The sequence below is a fragment of the Alteromonas naphthalenivorans genome (assembly GCF_000213655.1).
Lineage (GTDB): Bacteria > Pseudomonadota > Gammaproteobacteria > Enterobacterales > Alteromonadaceae > Alteromonas > Alteromonas naphthalenivorans.
The window spans coordinates 1598983-1618308 of the sequence record NC_015554.1; the positions used below are offsets into that span (position 1 = coordinate 1598983).

At 43.5% G+C, this 19326-nt stretch carries 21 protein-coding genes; 10 read left to right on the forward strand and 11 right to left on the reverse strand.

Annotated elements, in window-relative coordinates; all coding sequences use genetic code 11:
• Nucleotides 1-4 precede the first annotated feature (4 nt).
• Genes AMBT_RS06885 through atpD form a run of 7 tightly spaced genes read right to left on the reverse strand, consistent with a single transcriptional unit; the run spans nt 5 to nt 4397 of the window.
• Nucleotides 5-871 carry a F0F1 ATP synthase subunit B family protein gene (locus AMBT_RS06885; protein ID WP_013783887.1) on the reverse strand — a complete coding sequence of 289 codons (867 nt, stop codon included), beginning with the start codon at nt 869-871 and terminating at the stop codon, nt 5-7.
• 3 nt (nt 872-874) lie between these two features.
• Entirely contained in the window at nt 875-1153 is a 279-nt protein-coding gene (locus AMBT_RS06890) for a F0F1 ATP synthase subunit C (protein WP_013783888.1), read from the reverse strand.
• Nucleotides 1153-1863, reverse strand: coding sequence for a F0F1 ATP synthase subunit A (locus tag AMBT_RS06895; RefSeq protein ID WP_013783889.1), 711 nt, complete (start codon nt 1861-1863; stop codon nt 1153-1155). The genes AMBT_RS06890 and AMBT_RS06895 overlap by 1 nt, the downstream gene beginning before the upstream one ends.
• Nucleotides 1853-2179 (reverse strand): ATP synthase subunit I, encoded by a 327-nt coding sequence (locus tag AMBT_RS06900; protein WP_013783890.1) that lies wholly within the window; start codon nt 2177-2179, stop codon nt 1853-1855. Before AMBT_RS06900 ends, AMBT_RS06895 begins: the two co-directional genes overlap by 11 nt.
• 14 nt (nt 2180-2193) lie before the next feature.
• Complete coding sequence (locus tag AMBT_RS06905; RefSeq protein ID WP_013783891.1) at nt 2194-2604, reverse strand: AtpZ/AtpI family protein; 411 nt, start codon at nt 2602-2604, stop codon at nt 2194-2196.
• 4 nt (nt 2605-2608) lie between these two features.
• On the reverse strand, nt 2609-2998 hold the full coding sequence (locus AMBT_RS06910; RefSeq protein WP_013783892.1) for a F0F1 ATP synthase subunit epsilon: 390 nt from the start codon (nt 2996-2998) through the stop codon (nt 2609-2611).
• On the reverse strand, nt 2988-4397 hold the full coding sequence (atpD, locus tag AMBT_RS06915) for a F0F1 ATP synthase subunit beta (RefSeq protein WP_041452513.1): 1410 nt from the start codon (nt 4395-4397) through the stop codon (nt 2988-2990). Before atpD ends, AMBT_RS06910 begins: the two co-directional genes overlap by 11 nt.
• Before the next feature lie 460 nt (nt 4398-4857).
• Between atpD and AMBT_RS06920 the strand changes: the two genes are divergently transcribed.
• The 4 genes from AMBT_RS06920 to AMBT_RS06935 all read left to right on the forward strand — a co-directional run bounded on the left by AMBT_RS06920 (nt 4858) and on the right by AMBT_RS06935 (nt 6506).
• The gene (locus tag AMBT_RS06920) at nt 4858-5184 is read left to right on the forward strand and encodes a YceK/YidQ family lipoprotein (RefSeq protein WP_013783894.1); all 327 of its coding nucleotides are present in this window, start codon (nt 4858-4860) and stop codon (nt 5182-5184) included.
• Between the two features lie 135 nt (nt 5185-5319).
• Nucleotides 5320-5529 carry a hypothetical protein gene (locus tag AMBT_RS06925; RefSeq protein WP_013783895.1) on the forward strand — a complete coding sequence of 70 codons (210 nt, stop codon included), beginning with the start codon at nt 5320-5322 and terminating at the stop codon, nt 5527-5529.
• A gap of 272 nt (nt 5530-5801) precedes the next feature.
• Nucleotides 5802-6104 carry a hypothetical protein gene (locus AMBT_RS06930; RefSeq protein ID WP_013783896.1) on the forward strand — a complete coding sequence of 101 codons (303 nt, stop codon included), beginning with the start codon at nt 5802-5804 and terminating at the stop codon, nt 6102-6104.
• Nucleotides 6105-6221: 117 nt separating this feature from the next.
• Nucleotides 6222-6506: a hypothetical protein gene (locus AMBT_RS06935; protein ID WP_013783897.1), complete on the forward strand. Its 285-nt coding sequence runs from the start codon at nt 6222-6224 to the stop codon at nt 6504-6506.
• Between the two features lie 146 nt (nt 6507-6652).
• Here the strand turns inward: AMBT_RS06935 and AMBT_RS06940 are convergent, their stop codons facing one another.
• Both AMBT_RS06940 and AMBT_RS06945 read right to left on the reverse strand, forming a co-directional pair.
• On the reverse strand, nt 6653-7846 hold the full coding sequence (locus AMBT_RS06940; RefSeq protein ID WP_013783898.1) for an MFS transporter: 1194 nt from the start codon (nt 7844-7846) through the stop codon (nt 6653-6655).
• A 217-nt stretch (nt 7847-8063) separates the two neighbouring features.
• Entirely contained in the window at nt 8064-9167 is a 1104-nt protein-coding gene (locus AMBT_RS06945) for an NADH:flavin oxidoreductase (RefSeq protein WP_013783899.1), read from the reverse strand.
• A gap of 376 nt (nt 9168-9543) precedes the next feature.
• Between AMBT_RS06945 and AMBT_RS06950 the strand changes: the two genes are divergently transcribed.
• Genes AMBT_RS06950 through AMBT_RS06960 form a run of 3 tightly spaced genes read left to right on the forward strand, consistent with a single transcriptional unit; the run spans nt 9544 to nt 11424 of the window.
• Nucleotides 9544-10194, forward strand: a complete 651-nt coding sequence (locus AMBT_RS06950; protein ID WP_013783900.1) for an energy transducer TonB — start codon at nt 9544-9546, stop codon at nt 10192-10194.
• Between the two features lie 52 nt (nt 10195-10246).
• Complete coding sequence (locus AMBT_RS06955; RefSeq protein ID WP_013783901.1) at nt 10247-10813, forward strand: sigma-70 family RNA polymerase sigma factor; 567 nt, start codon at nt 10247-10249, stop codon at nt 10811-10813.
• Nucleotides 10810-11424, forward strand: coding sequence for a hypothetical protein (locus AMBT_RS06960; RefSeq protein WP_013783902.1), 615 nt, complete (start codon nt 10810-10812; stop codon nt 11422-11424). Before AMBT_RS06955 ends, AMBT_RS06960 begins: the two co-directional genes overlap by 4 nt.
• A gap of 177 nt (nt 11425-11601) precedes the next feature.
• On the opposite strand, the gene cdd is transcribed toward AMBT_RS06960, so the two are convergent.
• Nucleotides 11602-12009, reverse strand: coding sequence for a cytidine deaminase (gene cdd / locus AMBT_RS06965; RefSeq protein ID WP_013783903.1), 408 nt, complete (start codon nt 12007-12009; stop codon nt 11602-11604).
• 128 nt (nt 12010-12137) lie between these two features.
• Between cdd and nlpI the strand changes: the two genes are divergently transcribed.
• Both nlpI and AMBT_RS06975 read left to right on the forward strand, forming a co-directional pair.
• Complete coding sequence (gene nlpI / locus AMBT_RS06970) at nt 12138-13031, forward strand: lipoprotein NlpI (RefSeq protein WP_013783904.1); 894 nt, start codon at nt 12138-12140, stop codon at nt 13029-13031.
• A 13-nt stretch (nt 13032-13044) separates the two neighbouring features.
• Entirely contained in the window at nt 13045-14805 is a 1761-nt protein-coding gene (locus AMBT_RS06975) for a tetratricopeptide repeat protein (RefSeq protein ID WP_013783905.1), read from the forward strand.
• 4 nt (nt 14806-14809) lie between these two features.
• On the opposite strand, the gene cysZ is transcribed toward AMBT_RS06975, so the two are convergent.
• Nucleotides 14810-15559 carry a sulfate transporter CysZ gene (cysZ, locus tag AMBT_RS06980; protein WP_126872387.1) on the reverse strand — a complete coding sequence of 250 codons (750 nt, stop codon included), beginning with the start codon at nt 15557-15559 and terminating at the stop codon, nt 14810-14812.
• A 281-nt stretch (nt 15560-15840) separates the two neighbouring features.
• Between cysZ and smc the strand changes: the two genes are divergently transcribed.
• Nucleotides 15841-19308 carry a chromosome segregation protein SMC gene (gene smc / locus AMBT_RS06985; protein WP_013783907.1) on the forward strand — a complete coding sequence of 1156 codons (3468 nt, stop codon included), beginning with the start codon at nt 15841-15843 and terminating at the stop codon, nt 19306-19308.
• Nucleotides 19309-19326 lie beyond the last annotated feature (18 nt).

A 19326-nucleotide genomic window follows, 5' to 3' on the forward strand; every position in this document is an offset into this window, starting at 1 on the left:
GACCTTAACGGTTAGCGCTTAACGAATGGTGTTCGTTGTGGGCGGGCATATTTGCGCGATTTTCTTCATACTGAGCATCAATAGACAGCGCTACCTCGTACTGCAATGCACTCAACATTTCATTAGCGCTCCAACTGAGTTTCCAACCGCCAAAGCTAAGTGCTAAACCCGCAATTAACTGAGGGTCTACCTCTAAGTTGAGGGTTATAGTCAGGCTATCGCCGCCAGTCTGTTCCGTAGCCCGTTGGGAGGGTTGGTCAGTTAGTATGTCTTCTAAACATGCTTTTAGGTGCTCACATTGTGGTTGTGATAAAGGGGCGATACTACGTACTGTGGCTTGCCCTTGGTTTTTTTTGATAGCTAGGCATAACTCATGGTGTTGCGCTTCGTTAAGGGCCTTAAGGTGCGATAAAAGCTTGTCGAACATTTTATCTTGAAGTTGTAGGTCTGCGAGTTCACTTATTACCTTATGACTAAGGGCAAACACTTCTTTCACGCTTTTATCAATCACTTCGTTTTGTAACATTTGAATTTCAGTATTCAGCGCATTGGTGCGTTTTATTGATAATGCATCTGCTTGTGCTTTTGCATCTTGTAAGGCGGCTAAGGTTGCTTTGTGTGCTTCTGCTTTGGCTAATTCAATAATGGTTGAACGTTCAGCATCTATATTGGTTAGTTTTTCTTTATATTGAGCTTCAAGGTTCTCTGCGTGTTTCTTTTGGGTCTCGGCATTAGATAGAACACTAGCAATTTTATGTTCACGGGCATCAATGCCATCAAGAATAGGCCGGTATAAAAAGCGCTTAAGCAGCCACACTAATATCAAAAAATTGATAATTTGTGCAATAACAGTAAACCAATCGATAGGCATGGTTTAGCCTCCATTTTGGGCAATAAAATAATTCCAAAACGGGTTACTGAATAACACAATCATTGAGACTACAAAGCAATAGATAGCAGTTGACTCAATCATGGCGAGCCCTACAAATAAAGTACGGGTAATGGTGGGGGACGCATCGGGCTGTTGGGCAAGCGCGTTTAGCGCACTGGCAACTGCTTTTCCTTCTGCAAGCGATGGCCCCAGCACACCAATACCTATGGTAAGACCTGCGGTGATAATTGAGCAAATTGCTATTAACGTAAGACTGTCCATTATTCTGCCTTTTGTTGTGGTGGCGTTAGGGTAAGGGAGGCTTTCGCACTAACCGTGCTGGCAGCGGCAATGTAAACCGATGCCAATACAAAAAAGATATAGGCTTGAACCATACCGGTTAGCAGGCCAAGCAGTGACATAACAACAGGAAAAATTAGCGGCGAAATAACCAGTAGAATGGCTAAGATCATGGCGCCACTCATCATGTTTCCAAACAAGCGTACGGCAAGGGCTAGGGTGCGTGACAACTCGCCTACAATATTGAAGGGCAACATGAAATACGTGGGTTCCGTGTAAGAAAGTAGATATTGTTTCACCCCTTTGTTTTTTATTCCGTAAAAAGGCACAGATACAAATACACAAAAAGCCAGCGCAAGGGTGGTGGATAAGGAGCTACTAGGCGGCTCAAATCCAGGGAAAATAGTCAGTAGATTTGCCATTGCAATGAACAAAAACAATGTGCCCAGAAACCCCATGTAGCGTCGCGGCTTATCTAAGCCTGCATCTGAAATTTGGTCATTGATGGTGATGACTATTATTTCTAAGGCATTTTGCCAGCGTGAGTGGTGATTCTTTTTATTGAGGTTACGAGTGATAAAATAGGCGCTAACCACCAGTATCGCCATAATGACCCACGTAAAAACAAGCGTAGCGCTCATTTTAATTACGCCATATTGCCAATAAATAATTTCATCCGGGCTAAGGTGCATGATGTAGCGCTCCTTTCTCTGCGCCGGTAGGATTGGCGTTATTAGTGATTTTAGTCATTAATATTCTGCCTATCACAAAACCCGCCAAGCAGGCTGATAGACGCCAAATATCATTATTACCCACCCAGTAAAAAACACTGATTGCCGTCCCCATGCGTAGCAATAAGCTACTTAAGAACCATAGCGCTGGATGCGTGGCATTCATGCCTTTTTTTACGGTAAACCACAGGGCATAGAAAAAACAGCAACCTAGCATTGTGCCTATTAGAAAAGGCAAAATAAGTGAGGTTAAACTTAAATTGTCGATGGGTATCATTGCTAAGTAGCTCCTTATTCGTTTTCTTTACTTGTTTTCGTTTTGGGCACAGTGTTTGCCTTAGTGGGAGCTTTAGTGTTGGCCTTCATGTTGACGGTAGGGCTATGCATTGCTGCATACTCTTTGCTAACCCAATTCCACGCAATAAAGCAGCCTAACGTTAACCCTGCCAGCAAAAATATAAGCGTATAAGCGCGAGAATCACTAATACTGGCGTCAAGCCAAATGCCTAATGCAATACCCAACAGCGTGGGAAGTGCCACAGACCAACCCACAACCCCCATTAATCCCAACCCAAACCATACGCCTGGGTGTTTATGGCGCTTAGCATGTAACTTTAATGCCACCTTCTTATTTACATGATGAGACATGCTGTGTGAGCGGCGCGGTGTAGTGTTTTTAGCATTGACAGTTGGTTTATCCATTAAGCTACTGCTTAGACAGTGACGAAAATTGTTTAAGAAACCCGGTTTCCAACTTAGCTAACACAGCCCGCAGGGCTTGTTGCTCTTCATCCAGATGAATAAATTCTTGGGTAACCGCCTGCTGCAAAGTTTCAAGGGATTGCCCACTTATTGCTCTTCTAACGGAAATAGAGACTTGCTTTCCCGTTTTCACTAACACCCCTTGATCAATAGCAACAAATTGAGGCGCTTGGTTATTACATTGATAAGTTAAAATTCCGGGCACCAATGGGGTGATACAATCTAAACGGTGAGGCAGAATGCCAAAACTTCCTGAAGGGGTTTCAACAATCAGATTGCTGATGCCTGAAAGCTGGGCAAATATTTGATTGGGTAAAAGAATATTAACCTGCATGATGTGCCTCATCTGATGCTGTTTTAGGTGCTTTATGACCGCTAATCGCGTCATTAATATCGCCAATCATGTACAACGCGCTTTCGGGATGCTCGTCAAATTCACCGCTTAAAATGCGTTCGCAACCTTCTAATGCTTGTTCGATAGTCACGAACTTTCCTTGCATGCCAGTAAATTGCTCGGTAGTGAAAAATGGTTGAGTAAAAAAGCGCTCTAATCGACGGGCTCTTGCCACAACATTTCGGTCTTTTTTAGATAACTGTTCTAACCCCAACATGGCAATGATGTCTTTTAATTCGTTGTACTGGGCGAGAATATGACGAACCTGTTGTGCTACTTGATAATGTCTATCACCAACCACATTAGGCGTAGCTAGTTTTGAACTTGACTGCAACGGATCGACGGCAGGATAAAAGCCTTCACTAGCGCGTTTGCGTGATAGTACTAAGGTTGCTGATAGGTGAGAAAAAGTATGCACCGCTGCTGGATCGGTAAAGTCATCAGCAGGTACATAGACTGCTTGAATAGACGTAATGGCACCGTTTTGTGTATTGGCGATACGTTCTTCTAAACTTGATAATTCAGTGCCGAGGGTGGGTTGGTAACCCATTCGTGATGGCATTTGGCCCATTAGGCCAGACACTTCAGAACCCGCTTGAATAAATCGAAATATGTTGTCGATGAGTAATAGCACATCTTTCTTTTCGTCATCACGAAAGTACTCAGCCATGGTTAGCGCGCTGTGACCTATTCTAAAGCGGCTTCCAGGAGGTTCGTTCATTTGCCCGAATAGCATAACCATGTTGTCTAACACTCCAGCCTGTTTCATCTCGCGATAAAGCTCTTCACCTTCTCTGCAGCGTTCGCCTATACCGCAAAATATACTTACGCCTTGTTGGTGGCTTACCATGTTGTGGATCATTTCGGTAAGCAAAACGGTTTTGCCCACGCCAGCGCCACCAAATAGACCCGCTTTTCCGCCTCGCTCAAGCGGACACAGAACATCAACGATTTTGATGCCGGTTTCAAATATCTGTAGCTGGCTGGAAATACTAACAAGGGGAGGAGGGGATTGATGAACGCTGCGCCGCTCTGTGTTATTAATAAAGGGTTTGCCATCAATAGCTTCACCAAACACATTGAACATTCTGGTGAGTATTGAAGGACCAACGGGCACTTTTAACGGGCCTTGTGAACTTTTCACTACCATACCGCGAGCTAAACCCTGGGTAGGTGTTAGCGCAATAGTGCGTACTTTTTCTGCCGAGAGTTGAGAAGCCACTTCTAACGTTATTTTACCGTCATTAGCGTAAATGATGGTGTGGATGTCTGGCAGTTGATTAGTAAAACGGATATCAACAATACTCCCTCTTACCGCCACAATAACGCCAACATGCATCGCATCTATTTGTTCTTTGGTTGAATGTGTCACTTGATGCTCGCTCAATAAAAGATGCTATCACACCAATAGAATACGCCGTTTATTTATTGAACAATTTGACCTTTATCAAACATTTTGAATGTTTGATTTAAATTCACACCCATTCAAATATAAATCTACATTGAATTTGAGTATGAACTTCAGGCGGTGATAACATAAGACAATAAGTATGGCTCATGCCTTTGTCGTGAATTTTAGTCGGGTATCTTAATCGGGTATTGGGCCGGGCAATGATACCCCTCATTACCGTTCGCTACTGTGATCGGTGATTAATAGTATCGGTGAACAATGGACCCGTTGTTGGATGGAATCGCTGATGAATGGTACCGTTGATGGATAAAACCGTTGATCAATGAAACTCTTGATGAAATCAGCATTAGTTTGATAATGCTTACTTAATAAATGGAATTAGTAGTATATGAAAGTTTTACCTCTCGTCATCTTATCTTTAGCATGTTGCTCTTGTGCGACTGTGAAAACAATTTCTCCTGACAACAACCATGTTCAAATTGAACATCAAGGTAAGAAAAGTTACTGCGAAGAAATACCTCGTGTATATAGTGGTTTTTCATACAATATATGTTTGTTAAACGGTGAACCAAGCCGACGTGAAAATATCGGTTCTACGTTTGGGAATGTCCCTTTCTTTGTTATTGATGCAGCGTTTTCTATTGTGGCTGACACTATTGTTATTCCATACACCGCAGTACAACAGATAGATAAAGGCAGCATTAACGTTAACTAAACTACACTTTCACTCGCTTCTTTATCGTTTAGCTCCTCGTGTAAAAATATTCAACTTTACGTAAAGGCGATGGTAAGACGTCCATCGCCTCCGCTAAGGTTGATTTTACCAAGATGATAAAATGGAACGCTTGTTATGAATATTAATGCGACATTGTTTGGGCAAGTTATTGTTGTATTTGCTTTACTCATGGCTGCGCTTGGCTATTACTTAGGGAAGCGAAAAACCCAATCGCCTAATCTTACCGCAGTCGTAGCGTTCTTTTCTGCACTCGTGCCGCCGTTAACAATTATATTGCTAATCGTACTGGTACTAAAAAACGATGTGAAAACGTCAAAAACATAACCTTGGATTAACGAAGCATGCCCGCTAAAGCTTTCGTTTAGCGCAATTTAGTAGCACCAACTTATACGCCCATTTCTGAGCTTCTAGATTACGCCTAGAAAGACTACACCTAGAAAGGCACGCAACATATCTCGTTACACCTCACTCTTTGTCAGCAAAGCAGTTATTGTCTATTCTGCTTTTAAGCTAATTGCACCGGGCGTGTCGCTTTCAATTCACCTAGAAGCATCTATAAGCGGCTCAAACTGCGTCACATACACGTGGGAATGATGATGGAAGAAGTTATTGTAGGGGAAGTAGCCAAAGGTCTCTTCAGGGCAGCTGGTTACCTAATTATTGAATTGTTTTTTTGGACAGTTTGCTATTGGGTAGGTTGGCCTATTTGCAAAGCGGTCACGTTTGGCGGATACCCAAAACAAAATAATCTACGGCGCTCAGAAAGTGAGAACGGACGGGAAAGTGAAGGCCGAAATTTTGGTGGCCGTAGTAGTAATCAGCACAGTAATGCATGGTGTGCATTGGTGGGTCTTGCCGTCGTTGTATCAGCTTTCTTGTTCATAATAACCCACTTTTAATAGCCAACAGTTATGCCAGTTACCGTGAATTAGGTATTTATAAGTAAATAACCTGCGACATTGAACAGGTTACATGTAATGCTTTGAACATTAGAACAATGACCTACCAGAGCTATTATGAATTTAGATAAATCGACAAAACGCATTGCTAAAAGGGTAAAGAAAGGATTTCAAGGCTACCCACAAATTACTTTAACGTATTATGGCGAAACGCCTGATTGCGCAAACGAAGTAGTGATGGGATTTATTGCCGAAGAAGGCGTTGCTCCACAAGAGCAGAAGTTTGCCAGCAAGACTGATGCAAGAACCGATGAAACTATTCAAACTACATTACTTAAAGTTATTGAACGGGCCGACGCAAAAACGGTAACAGAAGCCGAAGAGATTGTGGTCAGAAAATAGCGCCTGTTTAGCAACGCTGCAGTTTATTGAGAGCCTTACATAGACGTTAGTAAAACGATTTAAGTAGAAAGTCACCAATATAATTCACCATGATAATTCACAAATAGCAGCAAGCAGCGAGCCCACTTAATGGCATTCACTATTTTTTAATGGCGTGTTTTAAATTTTAGCGTAAAGAAAAACACCAATAAATAACAGCTGAACGAAAACCAGTAGGGCAGTGAGGCATCTATAGCATAAAGATATGAGCCTAAAAGCGGGCCTACTGCGAACCCCAAAGGCGGGCAGGCGCCAGCGATGCCTGCTACCGCACCTTGTTCATCTGATGATACCGCTACCGATACCCCAGCCATAAACCCTGGCCCCGCTATGCCTAACCCCAAACCCAATACGCACATGGCTGACATAAATTGAAGTTTAGTTTCACCAGAAGCTAAGATAGCAAACGCTATCATCATGATGGGCATTGAGAGCCGTAATAAGGTGAAAGGGCGAAGCTTTAATCGAGGAATAACCAGCATTTGAACCAACAACGCAGATGCGGCAGAAATCATTAAACTGAAGCCTACAATTTTGGCGGTATCGGTGCTGTTTAGTCCGAAGGTGTCTTGAAACCGAAAGGCTATAGTTTGCTGAACGATGGCAAAGCCCATAAACAACAATACGCCTGCTACTATTAATGGGAATATTCTAGGATCAGTGTATTTAAGCTTCTTGGGTGCTGAAGTATGTGTAGGCTTAGGCAATACGGGCAAAGAGTACATGGCTAATACCGCGACGGCAACGGTTACACCCACAGAAAAATAAAGCGGCGTAAGTAAACTTATACTGGCCAACAACCCACCAATGGCAGGCCCCAAAATTGAGCCAATATTGGTTGCAGCGCCTAGCGCGCCCATCCCCTTTACTCGCTCTTCTACCGTAGTGATATCTGCCATGTAGGCACTTGCTGAAGGCGATACAGCAGCCATTACCGTGGCATTGCCCACTCGCGTAATGATAAGTAAGACAAGCGCTGCTAAAGGAGCTAGCAGGCCTAATAGTGCAGCTTGGAATACACCCGCGAAAACCAAAGTACCCGCAGAATAACCAAACAATCCTATTAAGAGTACTATTCGTCTACCCCAGCGATCGCTAGCACGCCCCCACAAAGGGCTGATTAAAAATAATGTGAGAGACGAGCAAGAAATAATGGCGCCAATTTGCACTTCTATTAGGCCAATTTCTCTACCTAGCGGTGCTAAAATTGCGAACAGAACGGTTTGCGCAAATCCAATGGCAGCTGCGGCTAATAGCAGTGTATTTTTAGCTAACTTATTAGACGGCATGGGTTGTGTCATAGTGAAGATTACTGCTTGGTTGTACGGTCAATGATGAGCGTAGTGTTGTCAGCCATTCTGGATGTTGCCACTCAAATAATCCCATGTGCGTTTGCAAACATTTTAGTAAGCAAGTTAGCCAGATCATTAGCGAATTTATTGAGTGAACGTGCAAAGGTTCCACAAGCATTAATATAAATGCCTATGGAACTGCCTATGCACGAGCTTGTATAACTGCTTATGTAAGCGACGCGAGGGCTTTCCCTGAGAATTCCTCTAATTCATCAAGCTGGTTGTTTTTGATTTTATTTGCCCAATTGGCATCTTGGAGTAGGGCGCGGCCTACGGCTACCAAATCAAACTCGCCTTTTTCTAAACGTTCAATCAAATCATCGATAGCACGCGTGTTCGAACCTTTCCCGGTGAAGGCACCAAAGAAATCATCGTTAAGACCTACTGAGCCTACGGTAATTGTTGGCTTGCCAGTAAGCTTTTTCGTCCATCCTGCTAGGTTTAAATCGCTACCTTCGAATTCATTTTCCCAGTAACGGCGCTGTGAACAATGGAATATGTCTACACCTGCATCACTAAGCGGGGCTAAAAATTCTTCAAGTAATTGCGGTGTTTCCGCGAGGCGCGCTGTGTAATCTTGTTGTTTCCATTGTGAATAACGCAGCACAATGGGGAAGTCAGGCGACGTAGCGGCGCGGATCGCTTTAATAATTTCTACCGCAAAGCGACCACGGTTCGCCATGCTGCCACCCCAATCATCGGTGCGCTCGTTAGTGCCGCTCCAGAAAAACTGGTCAATCAAATAGCCGTGTGCCCCGTGAATTTCAATACCATCAAAACCAATGCGTTTAGCATCTGCCGCAGCGGTTGCGAAAGCACCGATTACAGACTCAATATGTTGTTGAGTCATTGGCTCTGCGCCTTGCTTACCAGGCTTAAATAAGCCTGAAGGCCCTGCACTAGGCAGTTCCGGGAAAGGGGCTTTTTCAGCAACACGAGCCATTCCTACGTGCCAAAGCTGAGGCATAATTTTACCACCAACACTGTGCACGGCCTTTACCGTTTCTTCCCAACCGGCAAGTGCCTTGTCACCGTGAAAAACAGGAATGCGATGGCTCATATTAGCTACCGGATCGTTTACCGTAGTGCCTTCTGTGATAATTAATCCTGTTCCACCTTCAGCGCGGCGGCGATAGTAATCAGCAACCTCTGTGGTAGGAATACCTTCAGGAGAAAATTCACGCGTCATCGGTGCCATTACAATTCTGTTGTCTACCGAAAGCCCTTTATGTTCGAAAGGGGTAAATAAGGCTTGAGTTTTAGTGGTCATGGGTAGTTATATTCCATATATAGTGCGCAAAATGTGCTTAAAAACGCGTTAGGCTTTTAAACGAACATTCAACGCAACAAAATTCATTTGGGAAACGTTAGTAGGCCGCTTTATCGTTTTCGTATCTTTTTATTCGAGCTTATCGATACAGGCTCATTAATACGTGCTTATTTAAACGAGCTCTATGATAAGCGTACGCTGCTTAGGTTTCACCGGTCTACGAGACTGAATATAGTATTAGCAGATGACGAAGAGTCAATTTATCAATTTGAATGGTCATACCAGTGGTTGCCCGCATGCAGTTTTAATCCAGCCGTAAAAATAAATCACCCCTATTGCCATTTTGTTTCGTTATGTAAGAAAACAGGAGAGCAATATGAACGCATTCACAGAACATGATGTACTTCGCCCCTTCAGCGTTAAGCCACTTATTTACATAGCAATGAGTGTAGTTATCACCTTTGCTTTGTTTGCCGTTATGGCTAAATTGATAGAGAACGATCAGGTTGCGGGTAAAGTGACGGAGTATCAAACTGTTGGGCCGATTGTATTGACGTTGGACGATCCTAAAGTGATTGTACGTACGCCTATAAAACCCATGGAGAAGCCTGTAGCGCAGCCGCCTATGGAAATACCCAAAGCAGATCCTACGCCCAATGACACCGATACAACGTTTAAGTTTACCCCTCAATTTACCAACAATACGGTGAATATAAATCCTAATTTTCAAAGTGGACAAAAGGATATGCAAGCTTCTCCGCAATTTCGAGTAGATCCCTCTTTTCCCCAAGAGGCGTTGCGAGATGGTATAGAAGGGTGGGTGAAGTTAGGTTTTACGGTAGCGTCAAATGGTACGGTACAAGATATTTATATTATTAGCGCCGAGCCCAAGCGTGTGTTCGACCGTGCAGCCCGTAGAGCCTTGTCAAAATGGAAATATAAACCAAAAATAGAAAATGGTGTGCCAGTGGCTCAACATGATATGTTTGTTGTATTAGATTTTCGTTTTGAATCCGCTCGTCAATAGCATGTTTTGATTGGTTTTTACTTAGTTCTTCAAGGTGAATAAGGGAGCGCGTATGAGTTATGCCAGAGCAGGGCTGCTGATATCGGTAAAAGATTGGTTCAGTGCACCCTTAAGCGATGAAAGCTTAATGGAACGATATGCGCGTACGGGGGAACCTAAAGCGTTATCTCGTTTATACGATCGACATAGCAATGCATTGTATTACTATTTGCTGGTGTTGAGTAACGCAGATATGGCGGCAGATATAACTCAAAAAACGTGGCTAAAGGTAATAGAAAAAAAGCACTTGTATCGCCAGGAAGGAAAATTTCTGGGCTGGCTTTTCACCCTTGGCCGCAACACCCTGCTAGATGAACTTAGAAAGCAATATCAACAAAGCAACCATTGTAATCAGGTTGAAAGCTTGGTGTCTGATAGTAATCCGTTAGATGAGGTACCTGACTTTCACCAACTATTAAAGCGGTTACCCTTCGAGCAGAAAGAAGCATTTTCCTTACAGCAAGAAGGGTTCAGCGTACACGAGATAAGTACAATTTGTTGTGTCCCTCACGAGACAGTCAAAACACGTCTTCGTTATGCAAGGGAAAAGCTTAAAAAAGCATTGGAGTCACAATCATGAAAGACGAAAATGAACACTTCCGTCAGGCATATCAGCACAGCAAAAACCAACGCAAAGTGCCAAGTCGCATTAAACGTAAGGTGATAAATAATGCAAAGCACCATGAATACTCAGGTTTTGGGCAAGGTTCACGCTTTTGGCAACTTGTAGGGAGTTGGCATAAGGACTGGTTTGCATTTGGTGCGGCTGCTTTTGTATTGGTTATATTGGTAGGTATTTATGATTTTAAAAGCCAGGTAAGCAATACTGTAGATATTGCCACTATAGATGTTGAACTTGAAGTACACGGTTTTAGCGATGAAATAGCCGATGTAGATAGTAACGATTACAGCAAACAATATAAGGCTTATAGTAGAGCTTACGAACATCAGTTGGCCACGTTGAATGCAGTAAGAACAAGCGTAGCGACACTGACGAACATCAATAATCAATGGACGTTAGTAGATTGCTCGTCAAAGCAAATAACCCTATCTGATAATCTTGTCGCGAGTATGAGAGCGCATCAGCGTATTGCCACAGGCATTGAAATTGGTGACCAAGTAGCATTAGCGTTCAATCAAAATGGATTGATCTTAAATATTACTCCTTCTGCTGCGCCGAAGATGTGCTGACAAGATCTAGTCATTAAAAAAGCACTTGGGTTGAGCGTGAATTAAGCAATGCATAAAAATAAAAAGGGGGAAAGAAACATAGAATATCGCGGGTGAAAAGCGTAAGCCTTACGCGGGTTTATAAAATGTAAAATAACCGCGTAAGATCTTATACTTAAATATCAAGCCTAAACCTACCTACTTGCCTAAATCGTGCGCTCTAAACGCATTAGGCAGCAATTCACCAATGGTGGTTTCGTGGGTTTTACCCGATTTAGTGACCATCACCACAGGGGTATCGTCTGGCGCAAATTCTGCAATTTTTTGTCGACAGCCTCCGCAAGGAAAGCAAAATTCGTCATTTTGACTCGCCACCACAATAGAATGAATGCGTTTATGGCCGTGGCTAACCATATTTCCAATGGCGCTGGCTTCAGCACATTGGCTAAGGGGGTAAGCGGCACTTTCGACATTACAGCCTGCAAAAATATCACCTGACTCGGTAAGTACAGCTGCACCCACTTTAAAATCAGAATAAGGTGAGTGCGAGTGTTGTTGAACTTCTTGTGCTTGTTCTATTAGCTTTTTTATCTTTTTATTATCCATAACTACCTACATTCTCCCGACTTATAACTTTACTTTTTACACTAAATGCGAGAAGGTTGGCGGCATATAAAGCCGCTTACGCATCTGTAACGCGGGATGTTTTTCTTACTTAAGAATGCTTTTTTACCATGCGTCGAAACGTTAGTCTCATCTTTTTTTTCATATTTGTTGGTATTTTAGGCGGTTGTGCACAAACTCCAGAAGTTTCTCGCCAGCCACAAATGGGTAATTTACTGTTAGCAGAGCCAGCGCCAGTTAATCCTCGCTCTGAAATGGCTATTGCCCGTTACAATCAAATTTTGGGTAGCAGCGCCTTGTCTGATGAAGACAAAGCAGAACTTCACCTACAACGCGGAATGCTATACGACAGCGTTGGGTTAGGTGGGTTAGCACAGTTTGATTACAGTCAGGCTATCAACCTTAAGCCCGATTTTGCAGAAGCCTATAACTCTATGGGCATTCACTACATTCAGCAAAGTGACTTTATACAAGCCTACGATTCTTTCGATTCTACGCTAGAAATTAACCCTGAATATGATTTCGCTTTTTTGAACCGTGGCATTGCCTTGTATTACGGCGGTAGATCGGAATTGGCTATAGAAGACTTAGGCCGGTTTTTACAAAAGGATAATTCTGACCCGTTTCGTGCCTTGTGGGCGTATTTTGCCCATTACGATTTATCGCCAGAAGAAGGTCAGGCTTATTTAGCGGCTATTCGGCCAGAATTAAATAATGAACATTGGGCCACCACACTAACCGATTTATTTTTAGGCGTGGTGGATGAAAACGCAGTGCTTAATTCGCTACTTGACGGTGTAAAGAGTCAAAAAGCATTAACTGATAGGCTGTGTGAAGCGTACTTTTATTTAGGTAAGTACCATAGCCAAGATGGCAACAATGGTATCGCTTCTAACTATTTTAAGTTGGCGCTGAGCACCAACGTCTTTGATTATGTTGAACATCGTTACGCTCGAATGGAGCTTAACCGTCTTCGTCAACGTTCGTCAGACGCTGAAGAGTAACAGCGTCTAGACAATGCGTGGATTAACATTAGCGATAATAGCGCTGTTGCTGATAGCGGGCGACAGCGGCCGTTACACGCAGCAGTTAGTGCGTAATGCTACCTCGGCAATACATGCTTACGATAAGCAATTCCTCTTAGCCGAGCCTCTTTCAACCGAGCCTGATTTATCTGATGCATTGGCACCCGAACAAGCCGGTTCTGATCCACTTAGCTCTAATTCAGCCAGCGCTGATTCAACTGCTAGCGCTCCCGCGAGTAACCCACTTTCGTCAAATAAAGCTCGGCCGTTAAAGCAAAGCGTTTACGCGTTGCTATGGCTTGCGGCGCAAAATAATGAACTATCTGGTACAAGTCAGGGCAACGATAATGCCAGCGAAGAAGCACAAAACCTTCTTATCAATGTAGCAACTAAAAATAATGCCCAATATTGGCTTGAGCAGTTAGCCTCAATTAATAATGCTGACGCAGCATGGGCGTTGTACCAATTACTTGGTGAAGAGGCCGCTTCAGATCGGCTTGTTCGTTTAGCTGCCCTTGGTAATGTCGCCGAAGCGCAACTCGCCTTTGCCATGGCGACTGAGAATCCAGAAAAACGAGAGAAATGGTTAATTAGAGCGGCTGAGCAAGGTTATATGCCTGCTCAAGCTGCACTCGCTGATTGGTATCTTTTACACGCTCAACCAGAATTAGCAAAACCTTGGCTTCAGAAAACGGCCATGGATGATATGCAAAGTGCTTTTAAGTACGGCAGGTTATTGTGGGATGAAAATAATCGTGACGACGCAAAAGTATTTATTCAGCGCGCCGCTAAGGAAGGTCATAAATTAGCGCAGCAGATAGCATCTGTTATTAAACGGTATAGGCCAACAACACCTACTGCTGTGTCTCAATATTCATGGCAATCAAATACAATGTGCCATCAGCGAATACAACTTGTCGCTACCTCATTGGCCACGATTGCTCGTGCTGATAAGTTATATAAAGACTATGTGAACGATGAGCGGTTGAGTGAACTTCCGCTATGTATTGCACCGCCTTTATGGCTTGAAAATAATGTGCTTGATTGTAACGCTAATTTTCAAGGGCAAGGTAATCTTGCCTGCAACGTGAAGCCACTGGCGCCAATTGTTAAGGCTCGGGATCTTACCCATGCCATCGTGGTATCGGAGCAGGGCAAAGCCAATGTTCAAAATGGGGTGATGTACTTAGATATAAGCGATGCTTACTCGGTGATGGTACACGAACTGGCGCACTTCGCGGGTTTTATTGACGAATATGCGTTGTCACGCAACGCCGCGACGCGATACTGCTCTAACGAAGGGTTAAATACATTTGCTCCGCCTAATCTTACTATGGACGGTGCCATTGCTTATCATCCTCAAAACACCGTAAATCACTGGGAAACCAAAGCCAAAGAAGCGTTTTTACCTCTACGGGTAGGCACTGCGAAAACCTGTGGTGCAATAAACGTCACCAGCTACAAACCTAGCCGTGTTATCACGTTTATGGAACACCATGATAGTGGAGTCATACCCGATTTATACTTGTCTTTGTGGCAAGACCAGTTAGCAAATCCCGCGGCGCAGCGACCTATTTCAATGAATCTGTTTCAGGCTTTTCATAAAAGCGGACAATCCCAAGAGGCCGGGCAATGGCTTGCGGCCTACGAAAGCCACAAAGCGAGTGGTGAAATAAATGCGGGTGAGGCGGCAGCAGATGCTGCTACCACTACCGATGCTAAAACAGACGCTAAAACCAATATCGAAGAATAAAGCATTAAACCCGGTTTCTTAATGCCTCGTCACGTAGTTCACTTACCCACATTGATGTAGCGCCACAGATGGCGACTGGCATAACGATAAAGTTCACCACGGGAATAAGTGAAAAGATATTCACCATAATGCCAAAGGACATCGATTTGCCTTTATGCTGCGACAGGTGATTTTGCATGCGCTTGAAGTCAATTTTGTGGTTATCGTAAGGGTAATCGCAGTATTGAATTGCCATCATCCAGGCTGAAAATAAGAACCACAGAATTTGCCCGAATACAGGCACAAATATAAACAGTATCAAGAAGCCTATAGCGCGAGGAATATACCAAAAGAGCTTGGTAAATTCTCGGCCCAAGGTGCGTGGAATGTCTTTTACAAGGTCGAGTAATCCATCGTCACCCATCGCTTGCCCTGTTAAGTGGCGCTCAACTTTTTCTGACAATACACCGTTAAAAGGCGCAGCAATCCAGTTTGCAAGTGTGCCAAATATTAGGGCAAATATAAGCAGTACACTTAACACCGCTAACGGCCATAAAAAGAAATTTACTGCCGTTTTGATCCAACCCAGCCATTCAGGTACTAGGTTTATCACATAGCTTATGCCGTATTCGATTTGGCCAAATAGAAAATAGAAAGCGGCGGAAAAAAGCAGAATGTTGATAGCCAAAGGAACAAAAACAAAGCGTTTTAAGCCTTTAGTTTTGATTAATGAAAACCCTTCAAAAAAATAATGTATACCACTTCGCGAACTCATCATTACTCCACTGCTCGGTTTTACTACGATGGTTTTACTAAAACTGCTACTAAAACTTTTACTAAAACAAAATTATTTACTCATTATACGTAACACCCTAACGCAAACGAAATGGTAATTGTTACAAGCTGTTAGATTTGGTAAAGTCCAAGCATAATAAAAACCATAAAAATGTGCTTCCTAATGCACTTAGCCAATACGCTAAATATTTCTTTTATAACGTTTAACCCTCATCAACGGGGCGCATCTTGTTACGTAGCTTTAGTGCGTAAGGTATTGTTGTGCGTTTAAAAAAGATCAAACTAGCGGGCTTTAAGTCCTTTGTAGACCCAACCACAATTCCTTTTCCTAATGAAATGACTGCTGTTGTCGGCCCAAATGGGTGCGGAAAGTCGAACGTAATCGATGCCGTACGATGGGTGCTAGGGGAAAGTTCTGCTAAGAACTTACGTGGCGATGCCATGACCGACGTTATCTTCAACGGCTCTACCGCACGTAAACCTGTGGGGCAGTGCAGTGTTGAGTTGTTTTTTGATAACAGTGCAGGGCGAATTGGCGGCGAATATGCGACTTACAGCGAATTATCAGTAAGACGATTAGTCACCCGCGATGCCCAATCTACCTATTTTTTAAACGGCACCAAATGCCGTCGTCGTGATGTCACCGATTTGTTTTTGGGCACAGGGTTAGGGCCTCGCTCTTACGCCATTATTGAACAAGGTATGATTTCTCGGCTAATAGAATCTAAGCCGCAAGAGCTGCGAGTTTTCATCGAAGAAGCGGCCGGTATTTCCAAGTACAAAGAAAGAAGGCGGGAAACTGAAAATCGTATTCGCCACACGCAAGATAACCTAGCAAGGTTAAATGATGTACGTGATGAACTTGGTCAACAACTTGAAAAGCTTCAGCGCCAAGCCGCGGCTGCAACCCGTTATAAAATGTTGCGTGAGAAAGTGCGTGAACTGAAGGGGCAATTAGCGGGTATCCGCTTTTTAAAAAATAACGAACAAACTGAAAACTTGCAGCAAGTGCTGCAAGGTCACCAGCAAGCACTTGATGCATTAGTGTTACGGCAACATGGTGATGAAGCGGGCATGCTCGCCTACAAAGAGCAACTGGCGCAAAACAAACAAGCTGCCGATGATGTGCAGCAGCAGCTATTTACCACCAGTAACGCCATTACTCGTATTGAACAAAACGAATTACATAGTCAGCAGCGCAAACAACAGATTGAGGCTGAACTCGTCACCTTGAACGAGCAAACGAACTTGTTGGTCGCTGGGTTAGAAGAAGCTAATCAAGCGTTAGCCACCTCTAAATCGGGTTTAGACACCTTGTTACCCCAGCAAGCGTTGAATGATGAAGCTTTGGCACAAGCCAAAGACATGTTTGATGATGCCGAGCAAGAACGCCGTGATTTTAGTGCACAAAGCCGCGAGCACGAACAAATTTATCATCGTTTAAAGCAAGAGGTACAAACCTGCCATAGTCAAATTCAGTCGACGATGAACATGCAGCTTCGTACTTCACAGCGTATCAGTGAACTGAACGATGAGCTTAGCCAGCTCGACACCGATGATATTACCGATCGGATTTCAATGTTAAATGCGCAAATTGATGAAGCCGAAGTTCAGGCAAGCGAGGCGTTGGAGCAATACAACGACATCAAAGAAGCCCTTAAAAGCAGTCAGCAAGCCCTAGCACAAGTAGAAACAATGCATAGAGAGCTAGATGGCGAAAGACAGTCTTTGCAATCTACCATTGCAGCACTATCGGCACTGCAAGACGATGCTGCTGCGGGCAATACCGAGGTGCATAGCGACTTACAATTGTTGTGGCAGCAGCTGAATGTGCCAGAACATTTGAATGACTGTGTGGAAACCGTATTGCGCTATTGGCATCAACCTTATATTGCCGGTTCTCTTGAAATAAATGACTTAGTTAATCAGATAACGCTTTTGCCCATGGGGGGGCGGGTGTTTGCCCAATCAGCTTTCACCGATAAAAAGCAACCCAACACCTTGGCTGCGGCGTTACAAAACAAACGGGTGCCAGAAGCGTTCAATCATATTCTACTGTGTAAAACCAACGCTGATGCACTGGATATGGTCGGCACCCTTCAAAACACAATGTCTGTACTTTCACAAGAAGGTCTTTGGTGTGCTAAAGATTGGGTAGTGCGGGGCGGTGAAGTTGAAAACAGCGTTTTACATAGAGCATCAAAACTGGCTGATTTGAGTGAAAAGCTTAACCACATTGAAGACAATATAGCATTAGCCCAGGCAAAAGTAGAAGAAGCCAACGTGCTGGTTAGTCGTAATGCCGAGAAAAGTGACCATGCCAAACTCACCTATGAGAGCCTTAAAAATACGCTAGTTCAGCATACCAATGCCATGTCTGTATTAGTGATGCAAAACGAACAATTAGCGGCGCGAAGCACAAAACTTAAAGACGAATTAAACAAGCAGAATGTCATGTTAAGTAAAGAAGAAGCGCAGCTTGTTACTTTATCTGAACAGCTTGAAATTCATGAAGCACAACTATTGGAATACGAAGATCGCGTTAGCGAAGCGCAAAATAACCGAGAACAATTTGATAATAAGGTGGCGCAACTTCGCAGTAAGGTAGAGTCGTTAACACACCTGGCTCATGAGATGGCATTAAAAGTACAGCAGTTGGAAAGTCATCAAAATTTATATGCTCAACAGGTAACGCGTAACCAACAGCAGCTAACCGATTATCAATCCAGACGGGATACGCTAAGCAAAGAGCTTACAGACTTGTCGGCGCCGCAAGCAGTTCAAAAAGTTCAATTACAAGAAATGCTTACACAAAAAAGTGAACTTGAAAACAAGCGTTCCGAGTACCAATCTAAGCATGATGAAATAGAACAAATGCTGCGTGAGTCAGAAAAAGGCCAACAGGCGTTGGCGAAAGATATTCAAGAGCGCACGAGCAACATCGAAAAGCTAAATATCGAGATTGAAGGGTTTAAAGTGCGTGCTACCGCTATTTTGGAGCAGCTGGAAGACAGCCAGCAGTCGCTCAAATCTATTCTTGAAACATTGCCTGAAGAAGCTGATGAAACCATGTGGCAGAAAGAACTTGAAAGCACGCAAGGAAGTTTGTCTCGCTTAGGGGCGGTGAACTTGGCAGCGGTAGAAGAGTTCGAAACCCAATCGGAACGAAAGTTACACCTTGATACTCAATACCATGATTTAACCGATGCATTGGAAACATTGCAAAGCGCGATACGTAAAATAGATAAAGAAACCCGTACCCGTTTTTCTACTACGTTTGAGCAAGTGAACCAAGATTTAAAAACCCTGTTTCCAAAAGTGTTTGGAGGAGGCTCCGCTTATTTAGCGTTAACCGACGATGACTTACTAGAAACTGGGGTGACTATCATGGCGCGCCCTCCTGGTAAGAAAAATAGTACAATTCACCTTTTAAGCGGTGGAGAAAAAGCGTTAACCGCTTTATCATTGGTATTTGCGATATTTAGGCTTAATCCAGCACCATTTTGTTTGCTGGATGAAGTTGATGCACCATTGGATGATGCTAACGTTGGGCGTTTTTGTAACTTGGTTTCAGAAATGTCGCAAACGGTACAGTTTATTTATATCACCCACAATAAGATTGCGATGGAAATGGCAAGTCATTTAACCGGTGTTACCATGGCAGAACCTGGTGTGTCTAGGATGGTAGCGGTTGATGTTGAACAAGCAATGGCTTTCGCAGAAGCATAACAAAGGGCGACGAAGCTA